This window comes from Streptomyces xanthochromogenes (assembly GCF_014650455.1).
GTDB classification, from domain to species: Bacteria; Actinomycetota; Actinomycetes; order Streptomycetales; family Streptomycetaceae; genus Streptomyces; species Streptomyces xanthochromogenes.
Window position 1 is genome coordinate 1 of sequence record NZ_BMUZ01000007.1, and the last position, 19,552, is coordinate 19,552.

The following is a 19,552-nucleotide window of genomic DNA, read 5'->3' on the forward strand; positions in this document are numbered from 1 at the left end:
CATGAATGTTTACCCGTAATCGGGTGCACACATCACGTAAGAGCGGGACGGAACCACCGGAATAAGGCGGACCGTCCACAGCGTCCTCGCTGTGTTGTTGCCTGCCCGCCACGAGGGCCGACAGGACTTTTCAAAGGAACCTCGATCCGCCGAAGCGGATACGGGGTTGTCAATCTGGCGTTGACTTTTGGCACGCTGTTGAGTTCTCAAGGAACGGACGCTTCCTTTGTACTCACCCTCTCGGGCTTTCCTCCGGGCGCTTCCCTTCGGTATTTCGTGTTCCCGACTCTATCAGACTCTTTCGTGTCCGATTCCCCGTCGGAATGGGGATTCGCTTCCAGGTATTCGCTTTCGCGTTTTCCCTTTCGGCGTGTCCCGACTTTATCAGAGATTCTGAAGCCGGATTCCCGCCCCGTTCCGGTCCCCCGTACGACACTTGACTGTGCCGGGTTCCCGTTCAGGCGGAGACATAAACCTACTGGAGCGGGGCGCCTCGATGCAAATCGAGGCGCCCCGCTCCGGAGGTACGTCCGTGGGACCGTCAGACCTCGACGACCACGGGCAGGATCATCGGACGCCTGCGGTAGGTGTCCGAGACCCACTTGCCGACCGAGCGACGGATCAGCTGCTGGAGCTGGTGGGGCTCGACCACGCCGTCCTGGGCGGAACGGTTCAGGGCTTCCTCGATCTTCGCGACCACCGGAGTGAATGCCGAATCCTCGATGCCGGAACCGCGGGCCTGGATGTGCGGGCCGCTGGTGATCTTGCCGCTGCTGGAGTCGACGACCACGTACACCGAGATGATGCCCTCGTCGCCGAGGATGCGGCGGTCCTTGAGGGAGGACTCCGTCACGTCGCCGACCGAGAGGCCGTCGACGTAGACGTAACCGGCCTGGACCTTGCCGACGATTCTCGCGGTGCCGTCGACCAGGTCGACGACCACGCCGTCCTCGGCGATGACGATGTGGTTCTTCGGGACGCCGGTGAGCGCTCCGAGTTCCGCGTTCGCCCGCAGGTGGCGCCATTCGCCGTGGACCGGCATCAGGTTCTTCGGCTTGCAGATGTTGTAGAAGTACAGCAGCTCGCCGGCCGAGGCGTGGCCCGAGACGTGCACCTTGGCGTTGCCCTTGTGGACGACGTTGGCGCCCCAGCGGGTCAGGCCGTTGATGACGCGGTAGACCGCGTTCTCGTTGCCCGGGATGAGCGACGACGCGAGGATCACGGTGTCGCCCGGAACGATCCGGATCTGGTGGTCGCGGTTGGCCATGCGGGAGAGCGCGGCCATCGGCTCGCCCTGCGAGCCGGTGCAGACCAGTACGACCTCGTCGTCCGGCAGGTCGTCGAGGGTCTTGACGTCGACGACGAGGCCGGCCGGGACCTTGAGGTAGCCGAGGTCGCGGGCGATGCCCATGTTGCGGACCATCGAGCGGCCTACGAAGGCGACGCGGCGGCCGTATTCGTGGGCGGCGTCCAGGATCTGCTGGATGCGGTGCACGTGGCTGGCGAAGCTGGCCACGATGATCCGCTTGTCGGCGTTCGCGAAGACGGTGCGCAGGACGTTGGAGATGTCCCGCTCCGGCGGCACGAATCCGGGGACCTCGGCGTTCGTCGAGTCGGAGAGGAGGAGGTCGATGCCTTCCTCGCTCAGCCGGGCGAAGGCGTGCAGGTCGGTGAGGCGCCCGTCGAGCGGGAGCTGGTCCATCTTGAAGTCGCCGGTGGCGACGGCCATGCCCGCGGGGGTGCGGATGGCGACCGCGAGGGCGTCGGGGATGGAGTGGTTGACGGCGACGAATTCGCAGTCGAAGGGGCCCAGGCGCTCGCGGTCGCCTTCGGCGACCTCCAGCGTGTAGGGGCGGATGCGGTGCTCCTGGAGCTTGGCCTCGATGAGTGCGAGGGTCAGCTTGGAGCCGATGAGCGGGATGTCCGGCTTCTCGCGGAGCAGGAAGGGGACGCCGCCGATGTGGTCCTCGTGGCCGTGCGTCAGGACGATGCCCTCGATGTCGTCGAGGCGGTCCCTGATGGAGCTGAAGTCGGGCAGGATCAGGTCGATGCCGGGCTGCTCCTCCTCGGGGAAGAGGACGCCACAGTCGACGATGAGCAGGCGGCCGCCGAACTCGAAGACGGTCATGTTTCGGCCGATTTCGCCGAGACCGCCGAGTGGGGTGACGCGCAGGCCGTTCTTGGGAAGCTGCGGCGGGGTGCCGAGTTCGGGATGCGGATGACTCAAAAGACTCTCCTCACCACACGCGCCACGTACCGGTAGGGCACGTGGCGCGTATGTCATTCGTGCACTTGCTGTTGTGTGTGGTTTCGCGCGTTGTCCGGCGCGTATTCAGTTGTGAAGTCTGTGGTTAGAGCTGTACCCCACCGGCTGCCAGATCGAGCGCCAGCTGGCTGGATTCTTCCGCCGTGAGTTCGACGAGGGGCAGGCGCAGGGGTCCTGCGGGGAGTCCTTGGCGGGCGAGGGCCGCCTTGGTGGTGATGACTCCCTGGGTGCGGAACATGCCGGTGTAGACGGGGAGCAGCTGCTGGTGGATCTCGGTGGCCTTGCGCACGTCGCCTGCGAGGTAGGCGTCCAGGAGGGCGCGCAGCTCGGGGGTGACGAGGTGGCCGACGACGGAGACGAAGCCGCAGGCGCCGACGGACAGGAGCGGCAGGTTGAGCATGTCGTCGCCGGAGTACCAGGCGAGGCCGGAGCGGGCGATGGCCCAGCTGGCGCGGCCGAGGTCGCCCTTGGCGTCCTTGTTGGCGACGATCCGGGGGTGTTCGGCGAGCCGTACGAGGGTTTCGGTGTCGATCGGGACGCCGCTGCGGCCGGGGATGTCGTAGAGCATCACGGGGAGCTCGGTGGCGTCGGCGATGGCCGAGAAGTGCCGGAACAGTCCCTCTTGTGGGGGCTTGTTGTAGTACGGCGTGACCGCGAGCAGGCCGTGCGCGCCGGAGCGTTCGGCCGTTCGGGCGAGTTCGAGGGTGTGGCGGGTGTCGTTGGTGCCGATTCCGGCGACGACGTGGGCCCGGTCTCCTACGGCTTCCAGTACGGCTCGTACGAGCTGGTCTTTCTCCGCGTCGCTGGTGGTCGGGGACTCGCCGGTGGTGCCGTTGACGACGAGTCCGTCGTTGCCTGCGTCGACCAGGTGGGCCGCCAGTCGCTGGGCGCCGTCGAGGTCGAGTGCGCCGTCCGCCGTGAAGGGCGTGATCATGGCGGTGAGGACCCGCCCGAAGGGGGTCTGCGGAGTGGAGATCGGAGCCATGGGTAACACGCTACTCGCTGCTCAGCGCGTGGTGCCCCCTCGGGGGCCGGTGGCTGAGGGAGCCCGGCACTGCCTGCTCGGGGGTTCAAGCAGTGCCGGGTCCGTTTGATCAGCCTAGATGAACTTCACGAAACGCCGCAATACGGACACTTTGCGCGGCGTATCCGCACATCTGTGCCGGTATGGTCGGGCGCCCGTGTCGGCGGGGGTGGTTACGGGGCCACCCGGCCGTTGGTGTTGAAGGCCGCATGGGTGAGCGGCATCAGCCGGGCCCACTCCTGTTCCATCTTCTCGCCGACCATCTCGATCTCCCGCTGCGGGAAGGACGGGACCTTCGCCAGCTCGTGCTGGGTGCGCAGACCGAGGAAGTGCATCAGCGAGCGCGCGTTGCACGTCGCGTACATCGAGGAGAAGAGGCCGACCGGCAGCGTGGCGCGGGCGACTTCGCGGGCGACACCGGCCGCCAGCATCTCCTGGTAGGCCTCGTAGGAGCGGCGGTAGGAGTCCTCCATGACGCGCTCGGTCAGCTCCTGCTGGGCCGCCGTGCCGTCGACGAACTCGTACTTGCCGGGGCGGCCCTGCTGGACCAGCTTGCGGTCGGCGCCCGGGACGTAGAAGACGGGCTGGAGCTCCCTGTACCGGCCCGATTCCTCGTTGTAGGACCAGCCGACCCGGTGCCGCATGAACTCCCGGAAGACGAAGATGGGGGCGCTGATGAAGAAGGTCATCGAGTTGTGCTCGAAGGGGCTGCCGTGCCGGTCCCGCATCAGGTAGTTGATGAGGCCCTTGGAGCGCTCGGGGTCCTTCTGGAGCTCTTCCAGGGACTGCTCGCCCGCCGTGGAGACACGGGCGGCCCACAGCACGTCCGAGTCGGTAGCCGCGTGCTTGACCAGTTCGACGGTGACGTCGTTGCGGAAGCTGGGCTTGAGGTCAGGGGCGGGGGTGTCGGTCACCGGCGGGTCCTTCCAATTGCGTCGCTCGGGCGGCGCCCACTCTACGGCCCGGCACCGACATCTCCGTCTCTGACGGATCGTCAGCACATTCTTCGGCCAATTCGGGGAATTCGGGCACCAATCGGCAGTGCCGAGCGTCTGTACCAGTAAGCAGCAGCCAGTTCGACAGCCACTCGACTTTCCCAGGAGATGTGCCCCCATGTTCCGCCGGCGTGAGCCCGTTCCGTTCGCATTCGTCGCCGAGGCCGACCGCTACCGCAGCAATGTCGAGCCGCCGCCGCGCCAGCGCGCCAGCGCAGGTCAGCTCGTTGGCAGGACGCTGGTCGGGCTCACGGTCATAGCCGGTCTCACCGGTGCGCTGCTGTTCGGGCTGCCGGCCATGGAGAGTCCGCAGTCCCCCGCGCACAGCCAGCAGTCCGAGGCCTCCAACGGGCGTTGACGGGCGTACGACCGTCGCTGACCGGCCCTGACGCGCCGACGCGCGCCCGGCCCCCCGGAGGTGGCCGCGCGCCGACCTCCTCGGTAGCCTCACCCCGCACAGCCCAATCGAGCGTGCTTGTGAGTGAGGATCAGTCGTGCCCCTGCCCTTCCTGACGGCCGACCGCGCAGTCGACGCACCCGGTGAGTACTCCGACGACGTCGCCCTGCCCTTCGACGACCACGATCGCTGGCGGCGGCCCTACCGGCCCGGCCCCTGGCGGGTCGGCGCGGCGGCCATGCTGCTGCTCCTCGCCTCGTTCGTGCTGCTCGCGGCCGTCATCATCGCGGCCGCGGGGGAACCGGCGGGGGCCGTCGCCGTCCTGGGCATCGCCGTGCTCGTGATCGCCTCCGCGCTGCGGCTGCTGCGCGTCGGGGTGTGGGTCAGCCGGGCCGGGCTGCGCCGGGTCGCCTTCCTCACCACGACCACGGTGGCGTGGCCGCGGATCTCGGGCGTACGCACGGTGCAGCAGCCGGTGCGCTGGCTCGGGCTTCCCCGCACGGTCCAGGGGCAGGCGCTGCTCGCCGAGCGGCAGGGCGGCGAGACGCTTCCGCCGCTGCTCACCGACCACAACGCGGACTTCCTGGGCCGCGGCGACGCCTTCGACCGGGCGGCCGACCTGGTGGAGGCCTGGGGCGACGAGTACCGCCGCTGCTGAGGGGACCGGCGCTGCGGCGGCCTGAGCCGCCCGAGCGCCGTCGAGTCCGTCCCGCCACGCCTGCCCCGGCAGCCCTGGCAGGCCCTGGCCGTCGGACCCGGCCGTCGGACGTGTGCCGTCAGACTCCGGCCGGCTTGTTCTCGTGCAGGGCGATCGCCCGCTGCATCGCCTTGCGGGCCCGCGGGGTGTCGCGGGCGTCCTGGTAGGCGACGGCGAGGCGGAACCAGCAGCGCCAGTCGTCGGGCGCGTCCTCCGTCTCGGCCTTGCGGCGGGCGAAGACCGCGTCGGCCGAGTCGCGGTCGATGCGGCCGCCCTCGGTGCGGACCAACTCGTCGACGGGCAGGCCGCCTTCGGCCTCCAGGGCCACGGCGAGCCGGTTGGCCCGGGTCACGAAGCGGGTGTTGGCCCACAGGAACCAGATGCCGATGACCGGCAGGATCAGCACGGCCACGCCCAGGGTGACGGTGATCCACGTGCCCTGCTCCAGGAGCAGCACGCCGCGGCTGCCGGCCAGGACGAAGTAGAAGACCAGGACGGCGGCCGTGACGAGATAGGTGATTTTTGCGCGCATGAGGCCGACGGTGCCGCTCAGTTGAGGTCGAGGAAGTGTTCCAGGCCGAAGGTGAGGCCGGGAGTGGTCACCACGCGGCGGGCGCCGAGCAGGATGCCCGGCATGAAGCTGCTGTGGTGGAGGGAGTCGTGGCGCACGGTCAGGGTCTCGCCCTCGGCCCCGAGCAGTACTTCCTGGTGGGCCAGGAGACCGCGTAGCCGGACGGCGTGCACGGGAATGCCGTCCACGTCGGCGCCGCGGGCGCCGTCGAGCGCCGTGGTGGTGGCGTCCGGTGCGGGGGCGACGCCGGCTTCGGCGCGGGCCGCCGCGATCAGCTGGGCGGTGCGGGTCGCGGTGCCGGAGGGGGCGTCGACCTTGTTGGGGTGGTGCAGCTCGACGACCTCGACGGACTCGAAGTAGGGGGCGGCGAGCTGGGCGAACTTCATCGTGAGTACGGCGCCGATGGAGAAGTTCGGGGCGATGAGCACACCGGTCGCCGGGGAGGCGGCGAGCCAGGTGTTCAGCTGCGCGAGGCGGTCCTCGGTCCAGCCCGTGGTGCCGACGACGGCGTGGATTCCGTGGCGTACACAGAACTCCAGGTTGTCCATCACCGAGGCGGGAGTGGTCAGTTCGACCGCGACCTGGGCGCCCGTGTCGGCGAGCGTCTCCAGGCTGTCGCCGCGGCCGAGGGCGGCGACCAGCTCCATGTCCTCGGCGGCTTCCACGGCTCGTACCGCCTCGGAGCCGATCCGGCCCTTGGCTCCGAGGACCGCCACGCGCAGCTTGCTCATTCGCTTGTTTCCTTAAGGGGTTACGAGACCTTTTACGAGACCGCTTCGTGGAGGCGGTCGGCCTGCTTGTCCTTGAGCGGGCCGATGACGGACAGCGAGGGACGCCGTCCCAGGACATCACGGGCCACTTCGCGGACGTCGTCCGGGGTGACCTGCGCTATCCGGGCCAGCATGTCGTCGACCGACATCTGCTCGCCCCAGCACAGCTCGCTCTTGCCGATGCGGTTCATCAGTGCGCCGGTGTCCTCCAGGCCGAGGACGGTGGAGCCGGAGAGCTGGCCGACCGCACGGCCGATCTCGTCGTCCGAGAGGCCGTCGCTCGCGACCCGGTCCAGTTCGTCCCGGCAGATCTTCAGGACGTCGTGGACCTGGTTGGGGCGGCAGCCCGCGTACACGCCGAACAGGCCGCAGTCGGCGAAGCCCGACGTGTAGGAGTACACGCTGTAGGCCAGGCCGCGCTTCTCGCGGACCTCCTGGAACAGGCGGGACGACATGCCGCCGCCCAGTGCCGTGTTGAGGACGCCGAGCGCCCAGCGGCGCTCGTCGGTGCGGGCCAGGCCCGGCATGCCGAGGACCACGTGGGCCTGTTCCGTGCGGCGGTTCAGGAGCTCCATGCGCCCGGCGGCCTTCAGGGTGCGCGAGCCGGCGCGCGGGGCGAGCGGGACGGCGTCGGTGTGCGTGAGCGCGCCGGCCTTCTCGAAGGCCCTGCGGACCTGGCGTACGACGGTGGCGTGGTCGACGTTGCCGGCCGCCGCGACGACCAGGTGGCGCGGGTCGTAGTGCTTCTTGTAGAAGCGGGAGATCTGCGCCTGGGTGAGGGCGTTGATGGTGTCGACGGTGCCGAGGACCGGGCGGCCGAGGGGGGTGTCGCCGAGCATGGTGTGCGCGAACAGGTCGTGCACGCAGTCGCCCGGGTCGTCCTCGGTCATCGCGATCTCTTCGAGGATGACGCCGCGTTCGGCGTCGATGTCCTCGGCGAGGATCAGCGAGTCGGTGAGCATGTCGCACACGACGTCGATGGCCAGCGGCAGATCGGTGTCGAGCACCCGCGCGTAGTAGCAGGTGTACTCCTTCGCCGTGAAGGCGTTCATCTCCCCGCCGACCGCGTCGAGGGCGGAGGAGATGTCGAGGGCGCTGCGCTTCTTGGTGCCCTTGAAGAGGAGGTGCTCAAGGTAGTGGGTGGCGCCGTTCAGCGTCGGTGTCTCGTCGCGCGAGCCGACCTGGACCCAGATGCCGAAGGTCGCCGACCGTACGGAGGGAAGGGTTTCGGTGACGACCCGCAGGCCGCCGGGGAGGGTCGTACGGCGGACGGTGCCGATGCCGTTGGTGCCCTTCAGAAGCGTTTGGGTACGGGCGACGGCCCGCCCCTCCGAAGAGGGGCGGGCCGTCGTCGCGGAACTACGGGACGTCACTTGGCAGCGTCGTCCTTGTCTGCATCGTCGGCCGTCTCGCCCTCGATCACGGGGACCAGGGAGAGCTTGCCGCGGGAGTCGATCTCGGCGATCTCGACCTGGACCTTGGAGCCCACGGCCAGGACGTCCTCGACGTTCTCCACGCGCTTGCCGCCGGCGAGCTTGCGGATCTGCGAGATGTGCAGCAGACCGTCCTTGCCCGGCATGAGGGACACGAACGCACCGAAGGTGGTGGTCTTGACGACCGTACCCAGGTAGCGCTCGCCGACCTCCGGCATGGTCGGGTTGGCGATGCCGTTGATCGTGGCGCGGGCGGCCTCGGCCTGCGAGCCGACCTGGGCACCGATGTAGATGGTGCCGTCGTCCTCGATCGTGATCTCGGCGCCGGTGTCCTCCTGGATCTGGTTGATCATCTTGCCCTTGGGGCCGATGACCTCGCCGATCTTGTCCACGGGGATCTTGACGGTGATGATCCGCGGGGCGTTGGGGGACATCTCGTCCGGCGTGTCGATCGCTTCCATCATCACGTCGAGGATGTGGAGGCGGGCGTCGCGGGCCTGCTTGAGGGCGGCGGCCAGGACGGAGGCCGGGATGCCGTCGAGCTTGGTGTCGAGCTGGAGCGCGGTGACGAACTCCTTGGTGCCGGCGACCTTGAAGTCCATGTCGCCGAACGCGTCCTCGGCACCGAGGATGTCGGTGAGGGCGACGTAGTGCGTCTTGCCGTCGATCTCCTGGGAGATGAGGCCCATGGCGATACCGGCGACGGGGGCCTTGAGCGGCACACCGGCGTTCAGGAGCGACATGGTGGAGGCGCAGACCGAGCCCATGGACGTCGAGCCGTTGGAGCCGAGGGCCTCGGACACCTGACGGATCGCGTAGGGGAACTCCTCGCGCGTCGGCAGCACCGGCACGATGGCGCGCTCGGCGAGCGCGCCGTGGCCGATCTCGCGGCGCTTGGGCGAGCCCACGCGGCCGGTCTCGCCGACCGAGTACGGCGGGAAGTTGTAGTTGTGCATGTAGCGCTTGCGGGTCACCGGGGAGAGGGTGTCCAGCTGCTGCTCCATGCGGAGCATGTTGAGGGTGGTGACGCCCAGGATCTGGGTCTCGCCACGCTCGAACAGCGCCGAGCCGTGCACGCGCGGGATGGCCTCGACCTCGGCGGCGAGCGTGCGGATGTCCGTGATGCCACGGCCGTCGATGCGGACCTTGTCCGTGATGACGCGCTCGCGGACCAGCTTCTTGGTCAGCGCGCGGTACGCGGCGGAGATCTCCTTCTCGCGGCCCTCGAACTGCGGGAGCAGCTTGTCGGCGGCGATCTCCTTGACGCGGTCCAGCTCGGCCTCGCGGTCCTGCTTGCCGGCGATGGTGAGCGCCTGGGCGAGCTCGCCCTTGACGGCGGCGGTCAGCGCCTCCAGGACGTCGTCCTGGTAGTCGAGGAAGACCGGGAACTCGCCGGTGGGCTTGGCGGCCTTGGCGGCGAGGTCGGCCTGGGCCTTGCAGAGCACCTTGATGAAGGGCTTCGCGGCGTCCAGACCGGAGGCGACGACCTCTTCGGTCGGCGCCTCGGCGCCGCCCTTGACGAGCTGGATGGTCTTCTCGGTGGCCTCGGCCTCGACCATCATGATCGCGACGTCGCCGTCCTCAAGGACGCGGCCGGCGACCACCATGTCGAAGACGGCGTCCTCGAGCTCGGTGTGCGTCGGGAACGCGACCCACTGGCCGTTGATCAGCGCGACGCGGACGCCGCCGATCGGGCCGGAGAAGGGCAGGCCGGCCAGCTGCGTGGACGCGGACGCGGCGTTGATCGCGACGACGTCGTACAGGTGGTCGGGGTTGAGCGCCATGATCGTGGCGACGACCTGGATCTCGTTGCGCAGGCCCTTCTTGAAGGACGGGCGCAGCGGGCGGTCGATGAGGCGGCAGGTGAGGATGGCGTCCTCGGAGGGGCGGCCCTCACGGCGGAAGAAGGAGCCGGGGATCTTGCCGGCCGCGTACTGCCGCTCCTCGACGTCCACCGTCAGGGGGAAGAAGTCGAGCTGGTCCTTGGGCTTCTTGGACGCGGTGGTGGCCGAAAGGACCATCGTGTCGTCGTCCAGGTACGCCACGGCGGAGCCGGCGGCCTGCTTGGCCAGGCGGCCCGTCTCGAAGCGGATGGTGCGGGTGCCGAAGGTGCCGTTGTCGATGACGGCCTCGGCGTAGTGGGTCTCGTTCTCCACTAGCGTTTTCTCCATTTGCTTGTCGTCTTTTCGTCCGCCGGGCCCGTGTGGCCCGATGGACGGTGGGGTGACGGCGGCGGAGAAGCGCTCCTGGGGGCGGGCCGGTCTTCGATCGAAGCGCCCGGTTTCCTTGCGTTCCGGGGGCCACTACCGAGGACCGGCGGCGGAGGAGGCTTCTGCTCGCTCGTCGCGGTGAAGCTTCTTCGGTACTGCTGGTGCTGCTTGCTTCGTCGGTACTGCCGGTACTTCTGGTGCTGCGGTACTGCTGGTTCTTCGGTGCTGCTGTTCTGTTGTGCGTACCAGACTACTGAGCGTTCGGTACGTCTCGCATGTACAGCAAAGGGAGCGGCCCCCTAATAGGTGGGAACCGCTCCCTCGACAGCATGCTTACTTGGCGCCACCGGCCGCACCGCGGCGGATGCCCAGGCGGTCCACCAGCGTACGGAAGCGCTGGATGTCCTTCTTGGCCAGGTACTGCAGCAGGCGACGGCGCTGGCCGACGAGGATCAGCAGGCCACGACGGGAGTGGTGGTCGTGCTTGTGCGTCTTGAGGTGCTCCGTCAGGTCGGAGATGCGGCGCGAGAGCATGGCGACCTGGACCTCGGGGGAGCCGGTGTCGCCCTCCTTCTGGCCGAACTCGGACATGATCTGCTTCTTCGTAGCGGCGTCGAGCGGCACGCTTACTCCTCAGTATGGTTCGATGCGCCCACGAGTGCCCCTGGTCTTGATCTCAGGGGAGCTTCCGTGACTCGGAGGCGAAGGTCCGATGAGCGCAGCTTCCAGATGTTCCGGAAACGCGTACACAAACGGCCGTCACACAGCGTACCAGTACCCCGGGTGGCGGTTGACCGGCGTCCGGGGCGGGCGGGATCAGCTGGTCAGGGCGCGGGCCCGGGCGTAGACGTCGAAGACGGCAAGGGTCAGCGGCAGCAGCGTGAGCAGTACGAATCCCTCGGCGATCTCCAGGAAGCGGCCCCAGAAGGGGGTCACTCCGCGGTTCGGCACGATCAGCGCGATGGCGGTGACCAGGGCGGCGGCCGCGGCGATCGCGGCGACCAGCCACAGCGTACGGATGTCGAGGGCGGCGCTGTCGCCGCTGAGCGCGTCCGCCATCAGGCCGCGCGGGGCGTTGATGCACAGGCCGAGGCCGAGCAGTACGAGGGAGCCGAGTCCGGCGGCCAGGGTGGCGCCGACCTGGGCGGTGTAGCGGAAGAGGTGGGCGCGCATGAGCAGGGCGACGCCGGTGGCCAGGGCGAGCAGGCGGCCCCAGGTGTTGTCGGAGAAGCCCAGCACCGCGGCGCCGGCGACGGCGAGCAGGGCGCAGCCGCCGACGAGGCCGACGAGCAGTTCGTGGCCGCGCCGGGCCTGGGCGGCGATGCGCTCGGCGTCGACGGGCTGGGGGTCGATGTCCTCGCCGAGGTCGCGCTGGGAGCTGCGGGGTGCGTCGAAGCCGATGGGCAGCCGGGCGAAGCGCATGGAGAGGCCGGGCAGGAAGGCGAGGGCGCCGACCGCGAGCTGGGCGGCAACGGCGGCGGTTTCGGTGGCCGTCATGTCGGTGAGGATCGCGGCGAACACGACGAGCGCGCCGGCCGCGGAGGCGAGCACGAACGCGACGAAGGGCCCGTCGCCGCGGGGTGAGAGCAGGGTGAGGACGAGGGCGGCGATGAGGACGGCGGCGCAGGCGAGCAGCATCTGGAGGCGGCCGATGCCGTGGTGGGCGGCGAGCGGCAGGAGTCCGGAGCCGGCGACGGCGATGTTGGGCAGCGCGCCGAGGCCGAGGGCGACGGCGGAGAGCTGGTCGTCGTAGATGCGGGCGCGTACGGCGGCGAAGGTGAGCAGGAGGAGTCCGGCGACGGCGGCGAGGATGCCGGGCAGGCCGTGCATGTCGTGCCGGGGGTCGCCGGTCCAGGCCGCGAAGGCGAGCAGGGCGGGCAGGACGCCGCCCGCGACGAGGCCGGCGGCGCGGGTCAGGCCGGTGTTCCACAGGGTGCGGTCCTGGGTGACCGCGGAGGCGACGGCCTCGGACACGTCGTCGAAGACGGCGGGCGGCAGGGACTGGGAGAACGGGCGCAGGGTGAGCAGTTCGCCGTCGAGGATCGACTGGGCGGCGAAGGAGCGCGCGCTGTCGAGGACGGTGCCGTCGCGGCGCACCAGGGAGTAGCCGACGGGGGCGCCTTCCTGCGGGCTCTGCTGGGCGAGCCGGAGGATCTCCGGGTAGATGTCGGCGACCGGGATGTCGTCGGGCAGCGCCACGTCGATGCGGCCGTCGGGCGCGACGATGGTCACCCGGCAGAAGCCGAGGCCCGCCCCGGTTCCCTGGGCCGGCCGGTTCGGCTCGGCGGCCGTCGTCGCGGTGGTCGTCTGGCTCACCCTCGGCTCCCCCTCAACTCGCTGTCACCGGTGTGTGCGGCGCTCCGGGCACCGCGGCCCGGGTCGTTCGCCGCCGGTGTCGATCTCCCGGCCGTCTTCGCTGTGTTCGCGGGTGTGACGCGAACCAGAGGCACCCTATCGCCAGCCGATCACATCGGATGTCAGTAGGATCCCAGCGCGGTCGGCGTTCGCCGGACACGGGGCGGCGGGCTGAACTTCTCCGACTGCCAACAGAATTGGTGCGTTGTGAGCCACATCATCGTGAAGCGTCCGCCACGGGCTCTGCCGTCCGAGGTGCCCACGGAGGAGGTCGTTCTCCAGCCTCCGCCGGAGCTGCCGCGCGGACAGCAGGAGGGCGCGCTGATGCAACTCCTGCCCATGCTGGGCATGGGCGGCTCGGTGGTGTTCTTCTTCATGCCGAACTCGCAGCCGTTCATGAAGATCATGGGCATGGTGATGGTCGCGTCGACGGTGGCCATGTCGGTGGCGATGATCATCCGCTATCGCAAGGGTTCCCAGGGCCAGTTGGCGGACATGCGCCGCGACTACCTGCGCTATCTCGGCCAGACCCGGCGCCAGGCCGTGCGGGCCGCGCTCCGCCAGCGTGACGCCCAGTACTACCTGCACCCGTCGCCCGAGCAGCTGTGGGCGCTGGTCGCCGAGGGCAGCCGGGTGTGGGAACGCCGGTCGGGGGACGAGGACTTCGGGCAGGTCCGCGTCGGGCTCGGTCCGCAGGCGCTCGCCACCCCGCTGGTGCCTCCGCAGACGGCTCCGGTCGATCAGCTGGAGCCGTTGACGGCGGGCGCCATGCAGCGGTTCCTGGCCACCCACCAGACGGTGGAGGACCTGCCGATGGCGGTGTCGCTGCGCGCCTTCTACCACCTGACGCTGAGCGGTGAGGCGCAGACGGTACGGGCCTCGGCGCGCGCCCTGACCGCCTCGCTCGCCGCGCTGCACTCCCCCGATGACCTGGTGATCGCGGTCGCGTCGTCGGCGTCCGCCGCGGCGCACTGGGAGTGGACCAAGTGGCTGCCGCACACCCAGGTGTCGGGGCTGACCGACGGCGCGGGCAGCCGGCGTCTGTTCAGCCGCAGCGCGGCCGAGCTCGAAGAGCTGCTCGCCCCGCGTCTGGCCGGCCGGCCGCGTTTCCACCCCGAGGGCGCGCCGCTGCCCGAGGAGCCGCACGTCGTCGTGGTGCTCGACGGGGTTTCACCGCCGCCGATGTCGGTGCTCGCCTCGGCGGAGGGCCTGCAGGGCGTCACGGTCGTCGAGGTGGTGCCCGGTGAACTGACGGGCGCACGGGGCGACTTGGCGATGGTGGTGCAGCCGCGCGCGCTGCGCCTGGAGTCGGGGCACGGCCTCGTGTACGAGGGCACGCCCGATCTGTTGTCGTACGAGTCCGCCGACGCGCTGGCCCGTCAGCTGGCGCCGCTGCGGATGGCGTCGGGCGGTGACGACGACGAGCCGCTGCTCGCCAATCTGGAGTTCACCGAGCTCCTCGGCCTGGGGGACGCCGATTCGGTGGACACCGCCCGTACTTGGCGGCCGCGGTCGGCCTCCGAGCGGCTGCGGGTGCCGATCGGTGTCGGTGAGGACGGCCGGCCGGTGATGCTGGACCTGAAGGAGGCCGCGCAGGACGGCATGGGCCCGCACGGCCTGTGCGTGGGCGCGACCGGCTCCGGCAAGTCGGAACTCCTTCGCACCCTGGTGCTCGGCCTGGCGGTGACGCATTCCTCCGAGACGCTGAACTTCGTCCTCGCCGACTTCAAGGGCGGCGCGACGTTCGCGGGCATGGCGCAGATGCCGCACGTGGCGGCCGTCATCACCAACCTCGCCGACGACCTGACGCTCGTCGACCGCATGGGCGACTCGATCCGCGGTGAGCTCAACCGCCGCCAGGAGATGCTGCGCGACGCGGGCAACTACGCCAACATCCACGACTACGAGCGGGCCCGGCTCGCCGGCGCGGCGCTCCAGCCGGTGCCCTCGCTGGTCCTGGTCATCGACGAGTTCAGTGAACTGCTCACCGCCAAGCCGGACTTCATCGAGATGTTCGTGCAGATCGGCCGCATCGGCCGGTCCCTCGGTGTGCACCTGCTGCTCGCCTCGCAGCGTCTGGAGGAGGGCAGGCTGCGCGGTCTGGAGACGTACCTCTCCTACCGGATCGGTCTGCGCACGTTCTCCGCGGCGGAGTCCCGCGCCGCGCTCGGGGTGCCCGACGCCTATCACCTGCCGAGCGTTCCGGGTTCGGGCTATCTGAAGTTCGGCACCGACGAGATGACCCGCTTCAAGGCGGCGTACGTCTCGGGTGTGTACCGCACGGGCGCCGACCGTTCGGCCGCGCTCGGCGGACCGGTCCCCGTGGACCGCAGGCCGGTCCTGTTCACCGCCGCCGAGGTGCCGGTGACGTACGCCCCGCAGACCGTGCCGGGGCCGCGCCCGAGCAGCGGGCCGCGTACCGATGACGCGCTGGCCGACACGGTGCTCGACGTGATCGTGCGCCGCCTGGAGGCGCGCGGGCCGGCCGCGCACCAGGTGTGGCTGCCGCCGCTGGACAGCCCCCCGGCGCTCGACACGCTGCTGCCCGGCCTCGCCCCGGTGGCGGGGCGCGGGCTCACCAAGCCCGGCTACGAGGGTGCCGGGCGGCTCGTCGTGCCGCTGGGCCTGGTCGACAAGCCGTACGAGCAGCGCCGCGACCCGTTGTGGTGCGACTTCTCGGGTGCGGCCGGGCATCTGCAGATCCTGGGCGGCCCGCAGTCCGGCAAGTCGACGCTGCTGCGCACCCTGCTCGCCTCGTTCGCGCTCACCCACACCCCGCACGAGGTCCAGTTCTACGGGCTCGACTTCGGCGGTGGCGGCATGGCGGCGGTGGCCGGTCTGCCGCACGTCGGCGGGGTGGCCTCCCGGCTCGACCCGGAGCGGGTGCGGCGCACGGTGGCCGAGGTGTACGGCGTGCTGACCCGGCGCGAGGAGTACTTCCGTTCGGCGGGCATCGCCTCCATCGCCGACTTCCGGGCCCGCCGGGCGCGCGGCACCGTGTCGGTCGCCGACCAGCCGTGGGGCGACGTGTTCCTCGTCATCGACGGGTGGGGCAACTTCCGTACCGAGTACGAGGGTCTTGAGCAGGTCGTCCTCGACATCGCGGCCCGCGGCCTCGGCTACGGCATCCACCTGGTGCTGACCGCGTCGCGTTCCATGGAGGTCCGGGCCAACCTCAAGGACCATCTGGCGAACCGTCTGGAACTGCGGCTCGGCGACACCATGGACTCGGAGTTCGACCGCAAGGTGGCCGCCAACGTGCCCGTCGGGGTGCCCGGGCGCGGCCAGTCCCCGCAGAAGCTGCACTTCATGGCGGCGGTGCCGCGCATCGACGGCCTCCAGTCCGACACCGACCTCGCCGAGGCGACGGCCGCCCTGGCCACCGAGGTGGCCCGGCACTGGACGGTGCCGGGTGCGCCCGTGGTGCGCCTGCTGCCGCGCGAACTCCCGGCGGCCCAGCTGCCGCCCGGTGACGCGGCGCCGGAGCGCGGCATCGCGTTCGCGCTCGACGAGAACAACCTGGAGCCGGTGTTCGTCGACTTCGAGCAGGACCCGTTCTTCCTCGTCTTCGGCGAGGGCGAGTCCGGCAAGTCGAACCTGCTGCGCCTGCTCATCACCCAGCTCACCCGGCGGTACCCGGGAGAGGCCTGCAAGCTGTTCGTGGTGGACAACCGGCGTGCGCTGCTGGATGTGACCCCGCCGTCGCATCTGGCCGAGTACATCCCGATGTCGAACGCCATGGACCACCACATGGACGCGCTCGCCGATCTGATGCGGCGTCGCGCGCCGAGCGCGGACGTGACCGCGCGGCAGCTGCGCGAGCGCAGTTGGTGGCGGGGCCCCACGGTGTACGTCGTGGTCGACGACTACGACCTGGTGTCGACGTCGAGCGGCAACCCGCTGGGCAAGCTCACCGAGCTGCTGCCGTTCGCCCGGGACGTGGGCGTCCGCTTCATCATCGCCCGCTCCACGGCGGGCGCGGGCCGCGCCTCGTACGAGCCGTTCCTGCAGCGCATCAAGGAGCTGGGCGCCCAGGGCGTGATCCTGGCGGGCGACCCCGCCGAGGGCGACCTCCTGGCCGGCGTCCGCCCCCGCCCGATGCCGACGGGGCGCGGCACGTTCGTCTCGCGGCGGCGGGGGAAGCCGCTGGTGCAGACGGGGTTGACGGAGGACGGGGCCTGACGGGGCCGGACGGGCCCGCCGGTCGGGGCGGGTCGGGCGGCGCGGGGTCGGGCGGCGCGGGAGCCCGCTGGGGGCCCCGCCTGTGGGCCAGGTCCCGGCCCGCCGCCTCGTTCTCGTGATTCTTTCCGCCTCTCCATCCGTGCCGCGACCTGCCAAGTAGGCTGATCGGACGGCCGGTTGGCAGGCCCGTCGCTACGTCTGGAAGGAATCGCTCCGTCATGGCTGAGGAACAGGACACGGAACTGCGGGAGCGCAAGGAGCGCGAGAAGAACGAGCTGTACGCCCTGGACATCTCGGGGGTCGAATGGCACAGCGCTCCCGGTACGGCCGAGGACGAGGAGCGGGTCGAGATCGCCTACCTGCCGGCCGGGGCCGTGGCCATGCGGTCCTCCGTGGACCCCTCGACGGTGCTGCGGTACACCGAGGCGGAGTGGCAGGCGTTCGTCCTGGGCGCGCGGGACGGGGAGTTCGACCTGGAGCCGTCGGTGCGCAACGGGGGGCTCGAAGCCCCGTCGGAGTAGCGCAGGCCGGACACCGGCCCGCGCACGAACGACGGACGGGGTGGGCGCCTCCCGTGCGCGCCCACCCCGTCCGTCGTGTGCGGTGCGGCTCCTAGTGGAAGTAGCCGGCCGCCTTGTGGTCACCGGCACGGTAGGTCGGACCGGCCTCGGCGACGGCGTTGGCGATCTGCGTCAAAGAGGTGTGGACGCTCGCGGCGGTGTTGTTCCAGTCCCGCTGCTTCGTCGCGTAGACCTCGTGGGCCTCGCCGTGCCAGTTGGCGGCGGCCGTGTCGACCAGGGTGCGGATTTCGGCCAGGTCCTGGTCCAGCTTGGCCGCCTGGTTCCTGATGGCCTCGGCCGCCTGGTCGAGGCTGCCGTACGTTACTCCGAGGACATCGCCGTTGTTGCTGGGCATGGCTTCCCCAATCTCCTTGTGAATGGCTGGTGTTGGACTGCGCGGCGCTTCGGGCCCGTCGGTGCGGCCTCTTCGGCCGGTCCGCCCTTTAGTACGTGCTGAGGTTCGAGGTCATCGCGCTCGTGGCCGCCGCGTCACCGCTGTAGCCGTCCACGACGTCGATGCCCATGAGGGCCTTGCGGACCTCTTCGTCGGTGTCGCCCTTGAGCGTGCGGGTCGCCTTCATGGCCTCCAGGAAGTCCAGCAGCAGCCTGCCCATGTGGACCATCTGGTGGTTGATGTGGGTCTGCTTCCGGTCGAACGCGCCGGCGCCGATTCCCTCCCAGGCCCCTTCGAGGCTGTCGATCACGCCCTGGAGGCTTTTGAGCTGGCCCTTCACCGAGTCGAACCGCTCGAGAATCTGGTTCTCCAGCCTGGCCATGTCACTGTCTGATACCCGCTGGTCCTTCGACATGTAACGGCTTCCCTTCGTGATGGGGTGGTGTGGTGATGCTGGTGCGGATGGCTGTGGTCGGTGGTGCGCTAGGCGCGGCGCCGGCTCCTGAGCGCGGCGAAGGCACCGCCCCCGATGACGAGGACCCCGGCGGCGACCCCGCCGATGAGCCAGGGGGTGCCGCTGTCGCCGCCCCCCTTGCCCGCGGCCTGGGCCTCCCCCTTCTCGGGCGTCTTGGGCGGCGCCGAGGAGGAGGGCACGGCGGGGGTGGCGGGCGCACCGCCCCCGGTGCCGTTCTCCCGCGCGAGGGGGTCGGCGCCGGCCGGGCCCGGGTCGATGCGGGCCTGCTCCAGCACGAGCCGGGGCCGGATGAGCCCGTAGCCGAGGTATTTGCTGGGCGTGCTCCTGTCCCAGCTGCGCCCGGCCGTGTCGATCATCGTCCGGAGGACCTGGTTGGCGGTCCAGCTGGGGTGGGCGGACCAGATCAGGGCGGCGGAGGCGGAGGCGATGGCGGAGGCCTGGCTGGTGCCTTGGCTGGGGCAGTACTTCTTGAAGGTGGTGTCGCACCACACGGGAACCTTGAGGCCTGGTGAAGCCAGGTCGATGTAGTTGCCCGAATGGGAGAAGTCGCCGACGGTGCCGCTCTGGTCCGCCGCGCTGACGCCGACGACGCCGGGGTAGGCGGCAGGGAAATCACGGTACTGCTCATCGCTGAGCTTCTCGTCATTGCCCGTCGCGGCGAACAGCAACTTGCCCTTGGAAAGGGCGTACTTGATCGCATCCGCACCCTCGGATGTCACCGCAGGGCCACCGAAAGAGAGGTTGATGATCCTTGCATCCGAATCCGCAGCAGCCCGGATGCCCGCCTCGGACGATTGCGTCAGCTTCCGCTCCGCTGGGTCCTTGAGGCTGTCGAGAGTGATACGCAAAGGGATGATCTTGGAGTCCGGGGCAAGGCCCTTGAGCCCTCCGCCCTTTCCGGTACCGGCGATCAATTCGGCCATGGTCGTCCCATGCCCCTGATAGTCCTCGGTCGCCCCGTACGCAGCGGATTTCGGGACCTCATCGGCGAGCACTTGCCCCTTGAGGGACGGAGTGTCGGGGTTGACGCCCGTGTCCACGACGGCAACCGTGATGCCCTTGCCCGTACTCGCCTTCCACATCTCCGGGGCGTGCATGGCCGCCAGGTACCACTGGTCCGGTGCCGCCGTGTCGTCCGCGAACGCCTGAGGAGCCAATGCGGCACCCGCGACAACCCAGGCGCCAAAGGCTGCGCACGTAGCCGCCAAGCGTCTGCGGCCGGC

General features: G+C 70.0%; 16 protein-coding genes. 4 read left to right on the top strand and 12 right to left on the bottom strand.

The features are described from left to right. Positions 1-541: 541 nt before the first annotated feature. From IE267_RS19040 to thyX, 3 genes are all read right to left on the bottom strand, one after another. Positions 542-2,227, bottom strand: coding sequence for a ribonuclease J (locus tag IE267_RS19040; RefSeq protein WP_161253528.1), 1,686 nt, complete (start codon positions 2,225-2,227; stop codon positions 542-544). Between the two features lie 124 nt (positions 2,228-2,351). Beyond that, positions 2,352-3,251 (bottom strand): 4-hydroxy-tetrahydrodipicolinate synthase, encoded by a 900-nt coding sequence (gene dapA, locus IE267_RS19045; protein WP_189764060.1) that lies wholly within the window; start codon positions 3,249-3,251, stop codon positions 2,352-2,354. A 212-nt stretch (positions 3,252-3,463) separates the two neighbouring features. Further along, positions 3,464-4,204, bottom strand: a complete 741-nt coding sequence (gene thyX / locus IE267_RS19050) for an FAD-dependent thymidylate synthase (protein ID WP_167152877.1) — start codon at positions 4,202-4,204, stop codon at positions 3,464-3,466. A 199-nt stretch (positions 4,205-4,403) separates the two neighbouring features. Here thyX and IE267_RS19055 point away from each other — a divergent pair, with 199 nt between their 5' ends. Then, on the top strand, positions 4,404-4,643 hold the full coding sequence (locus IE267_RS19055) for a hypothetical protein (protein ID WP_114041234.1): 240 nt from the start codon (positions 4,404-4,406) through the stop codon (positions 4,641-4,643). 136 nt (positions 4,644-4,779) lie between these two features. Continuing rightward, positions 4,780-5,340 carry an SCO5741 family PH domain-containing membrane protein gene (locus IE267_RS19060; RefSeq protein WP_189764061.1) on the top strand — a complete coding sequence of 187 codons (561 nt, stop codon included), beginning with the start codon at positions 4,780-4,782 and terminating at the stop codon, positions 5,338-5,340. 118 nt (positions 5,341-5,458) lie between these two features. On the opposite strand, the gene IE267_RS19065 is transcribed toward IE267_RS19060, so the two are convergent. The 6 genes from IE267_RS19065 to eccD all read right to left on the bottom strand — a co-directional run bounded on the left by IE267_RS19065 (position 5,459) and on the right by eccD (position 12,679). Continuing rightward, complete coding sequence (locus tag IE267_RS19065; RefSeq protein WP_161253537.1) at positions 5,459-5,911, bottom strand: tetratricopeptide repeat protein; 453 nt, start codon at positions 5,909-5,911, stop codon at positions 5,459-5,461. A 17-nt stretch (positions 5,912-5,928) separates the two neighbouring features. Then, entirely contained in the window at positions 5,929-6,681 is a 753-nt protein-coding gene (dapB, locus tag IE267_RS19070; RefSeq protein ID WP_161253538.1) for a 4-hydroxy-tetrahydrodipicolinate reductase, read from the bottom strand. Positions 6,682-6,713: 32 nt separating this feature from the next. Continuing rightward, positions 6,714-8,093 (bottom strand): M16 family metallopeptidase, encoded by a 1,380-nt coding sequence (locus tag IE267_RS19075; RefSeq protein WP_189764062.1) that lies wholly within the window; start codon positions 8,091-8,093, stop codon positions 6,714-6,716. Next, positions 8,090-10,309, bottom strand: coding sequence for a polyribonucleotide nucleotidyltransferase (locus IE267_RS19080; protein ID WP_167152880.1), 2,220 nt, complete (start codon positions 10,307-10,309; stop codon positions 8,090-8,092). The genes IE267_RS19075 and IE267_RS19080 overlap by 4 nt, the downstream gene beginning before the upstream one ends. Positions 10,310-10,696: 387 nt before the next feature. Further along, complete coding sequence (rpsO, locus tag IE267_RS19085; protein ID WP_053728973.1) at positions 10,697-10,987, bottom strand: 30S ribosomal protein S15; 291 nt, start codon at positions 10,985-10,987, stop codon at positions 10,697-10,699. A 192-nt stretch (positions 10,988-11,179) separates the two neighbouring features. Then, positions 11,180-12,679: a type VII secretion integral membrane protein EccD gene (eccD, locus tag IE267_RS19090; RefSeq protein ID WP_189764063.1), complete on the bottom strand. Its 1,500-nt coding sequence runs from the start codon at positions 12,677-12,679 to the stop codon at positions 11,180-11,182. A 246-nt stretch (positions 12,680-12,925) separates the two neighbouring features. On the opposite strand from eccD, the gene eccCa reads away from it, so the two are divergent. Beyond that, entirely contained in the window at positions 12,926-16,900 is a 3,975-nt protein-coding gene (eccCa, locus tag IE267_RS19095) for a type VII secretion protein EccCa (RefSeq protein ID WP_189764064.1), read from the top strand. Positions 16,901-17,118: 218 nt separating this feature from the next. Next, a complete protein-coding gene (locus tag IE267_RS19100; RefSeq protein ID WP_161245919.1) occupies positions 17,119-17,421 on the top strand; it encodes a DUF397 domain-containing protein in 303 nt (100 codons plus the stop codon). 91 nt (positions 17,422-17,512) lie between these two features. Here IE267_RS19100 and IE267_RS19105 read toward each other — a convergent pair whose 3' ends face one another. From IE267_RS19105 to IE267_RS19115, 3 genes are all read right to left on the bottom strand, one after another. Then, on the bottom strand, positions 17,513-17,815 hold the full coding sequence (locus tag IE267_RS19105) for a WXG100 family type VII secretion target (protein ID WP_167152883.1): 303 nt from the start codon (positions 17,813-17,815) through the stop codon (positions 17,513-17,515). Between the two features lie 88 nt (positions 17,816-17,903). Beyond that, a complete protein-coding gene (locus tag IE267_RS19110) occupies positions 17,904-18,269 on the bottom strand; it encodes a WXG100 family type VII secretion target (protein WP_161245921.1) in 366 nt (121 codons plus the stop codon). A 68-nt stretch (positions 18,270-18,337) separates the two neighbouring features. Then, a complete protein-coding gene (locus IE267_RS19115; protein WP_229861326.1) occupies positions 18,338-19,486 on the bottom strand; it encodes a S8 family serine peptidase in 1,149 nt (382 codons plus the stop codon). Between the last annotated feature and the right edge of the window lie 66 nt (positions 19,487-19,552).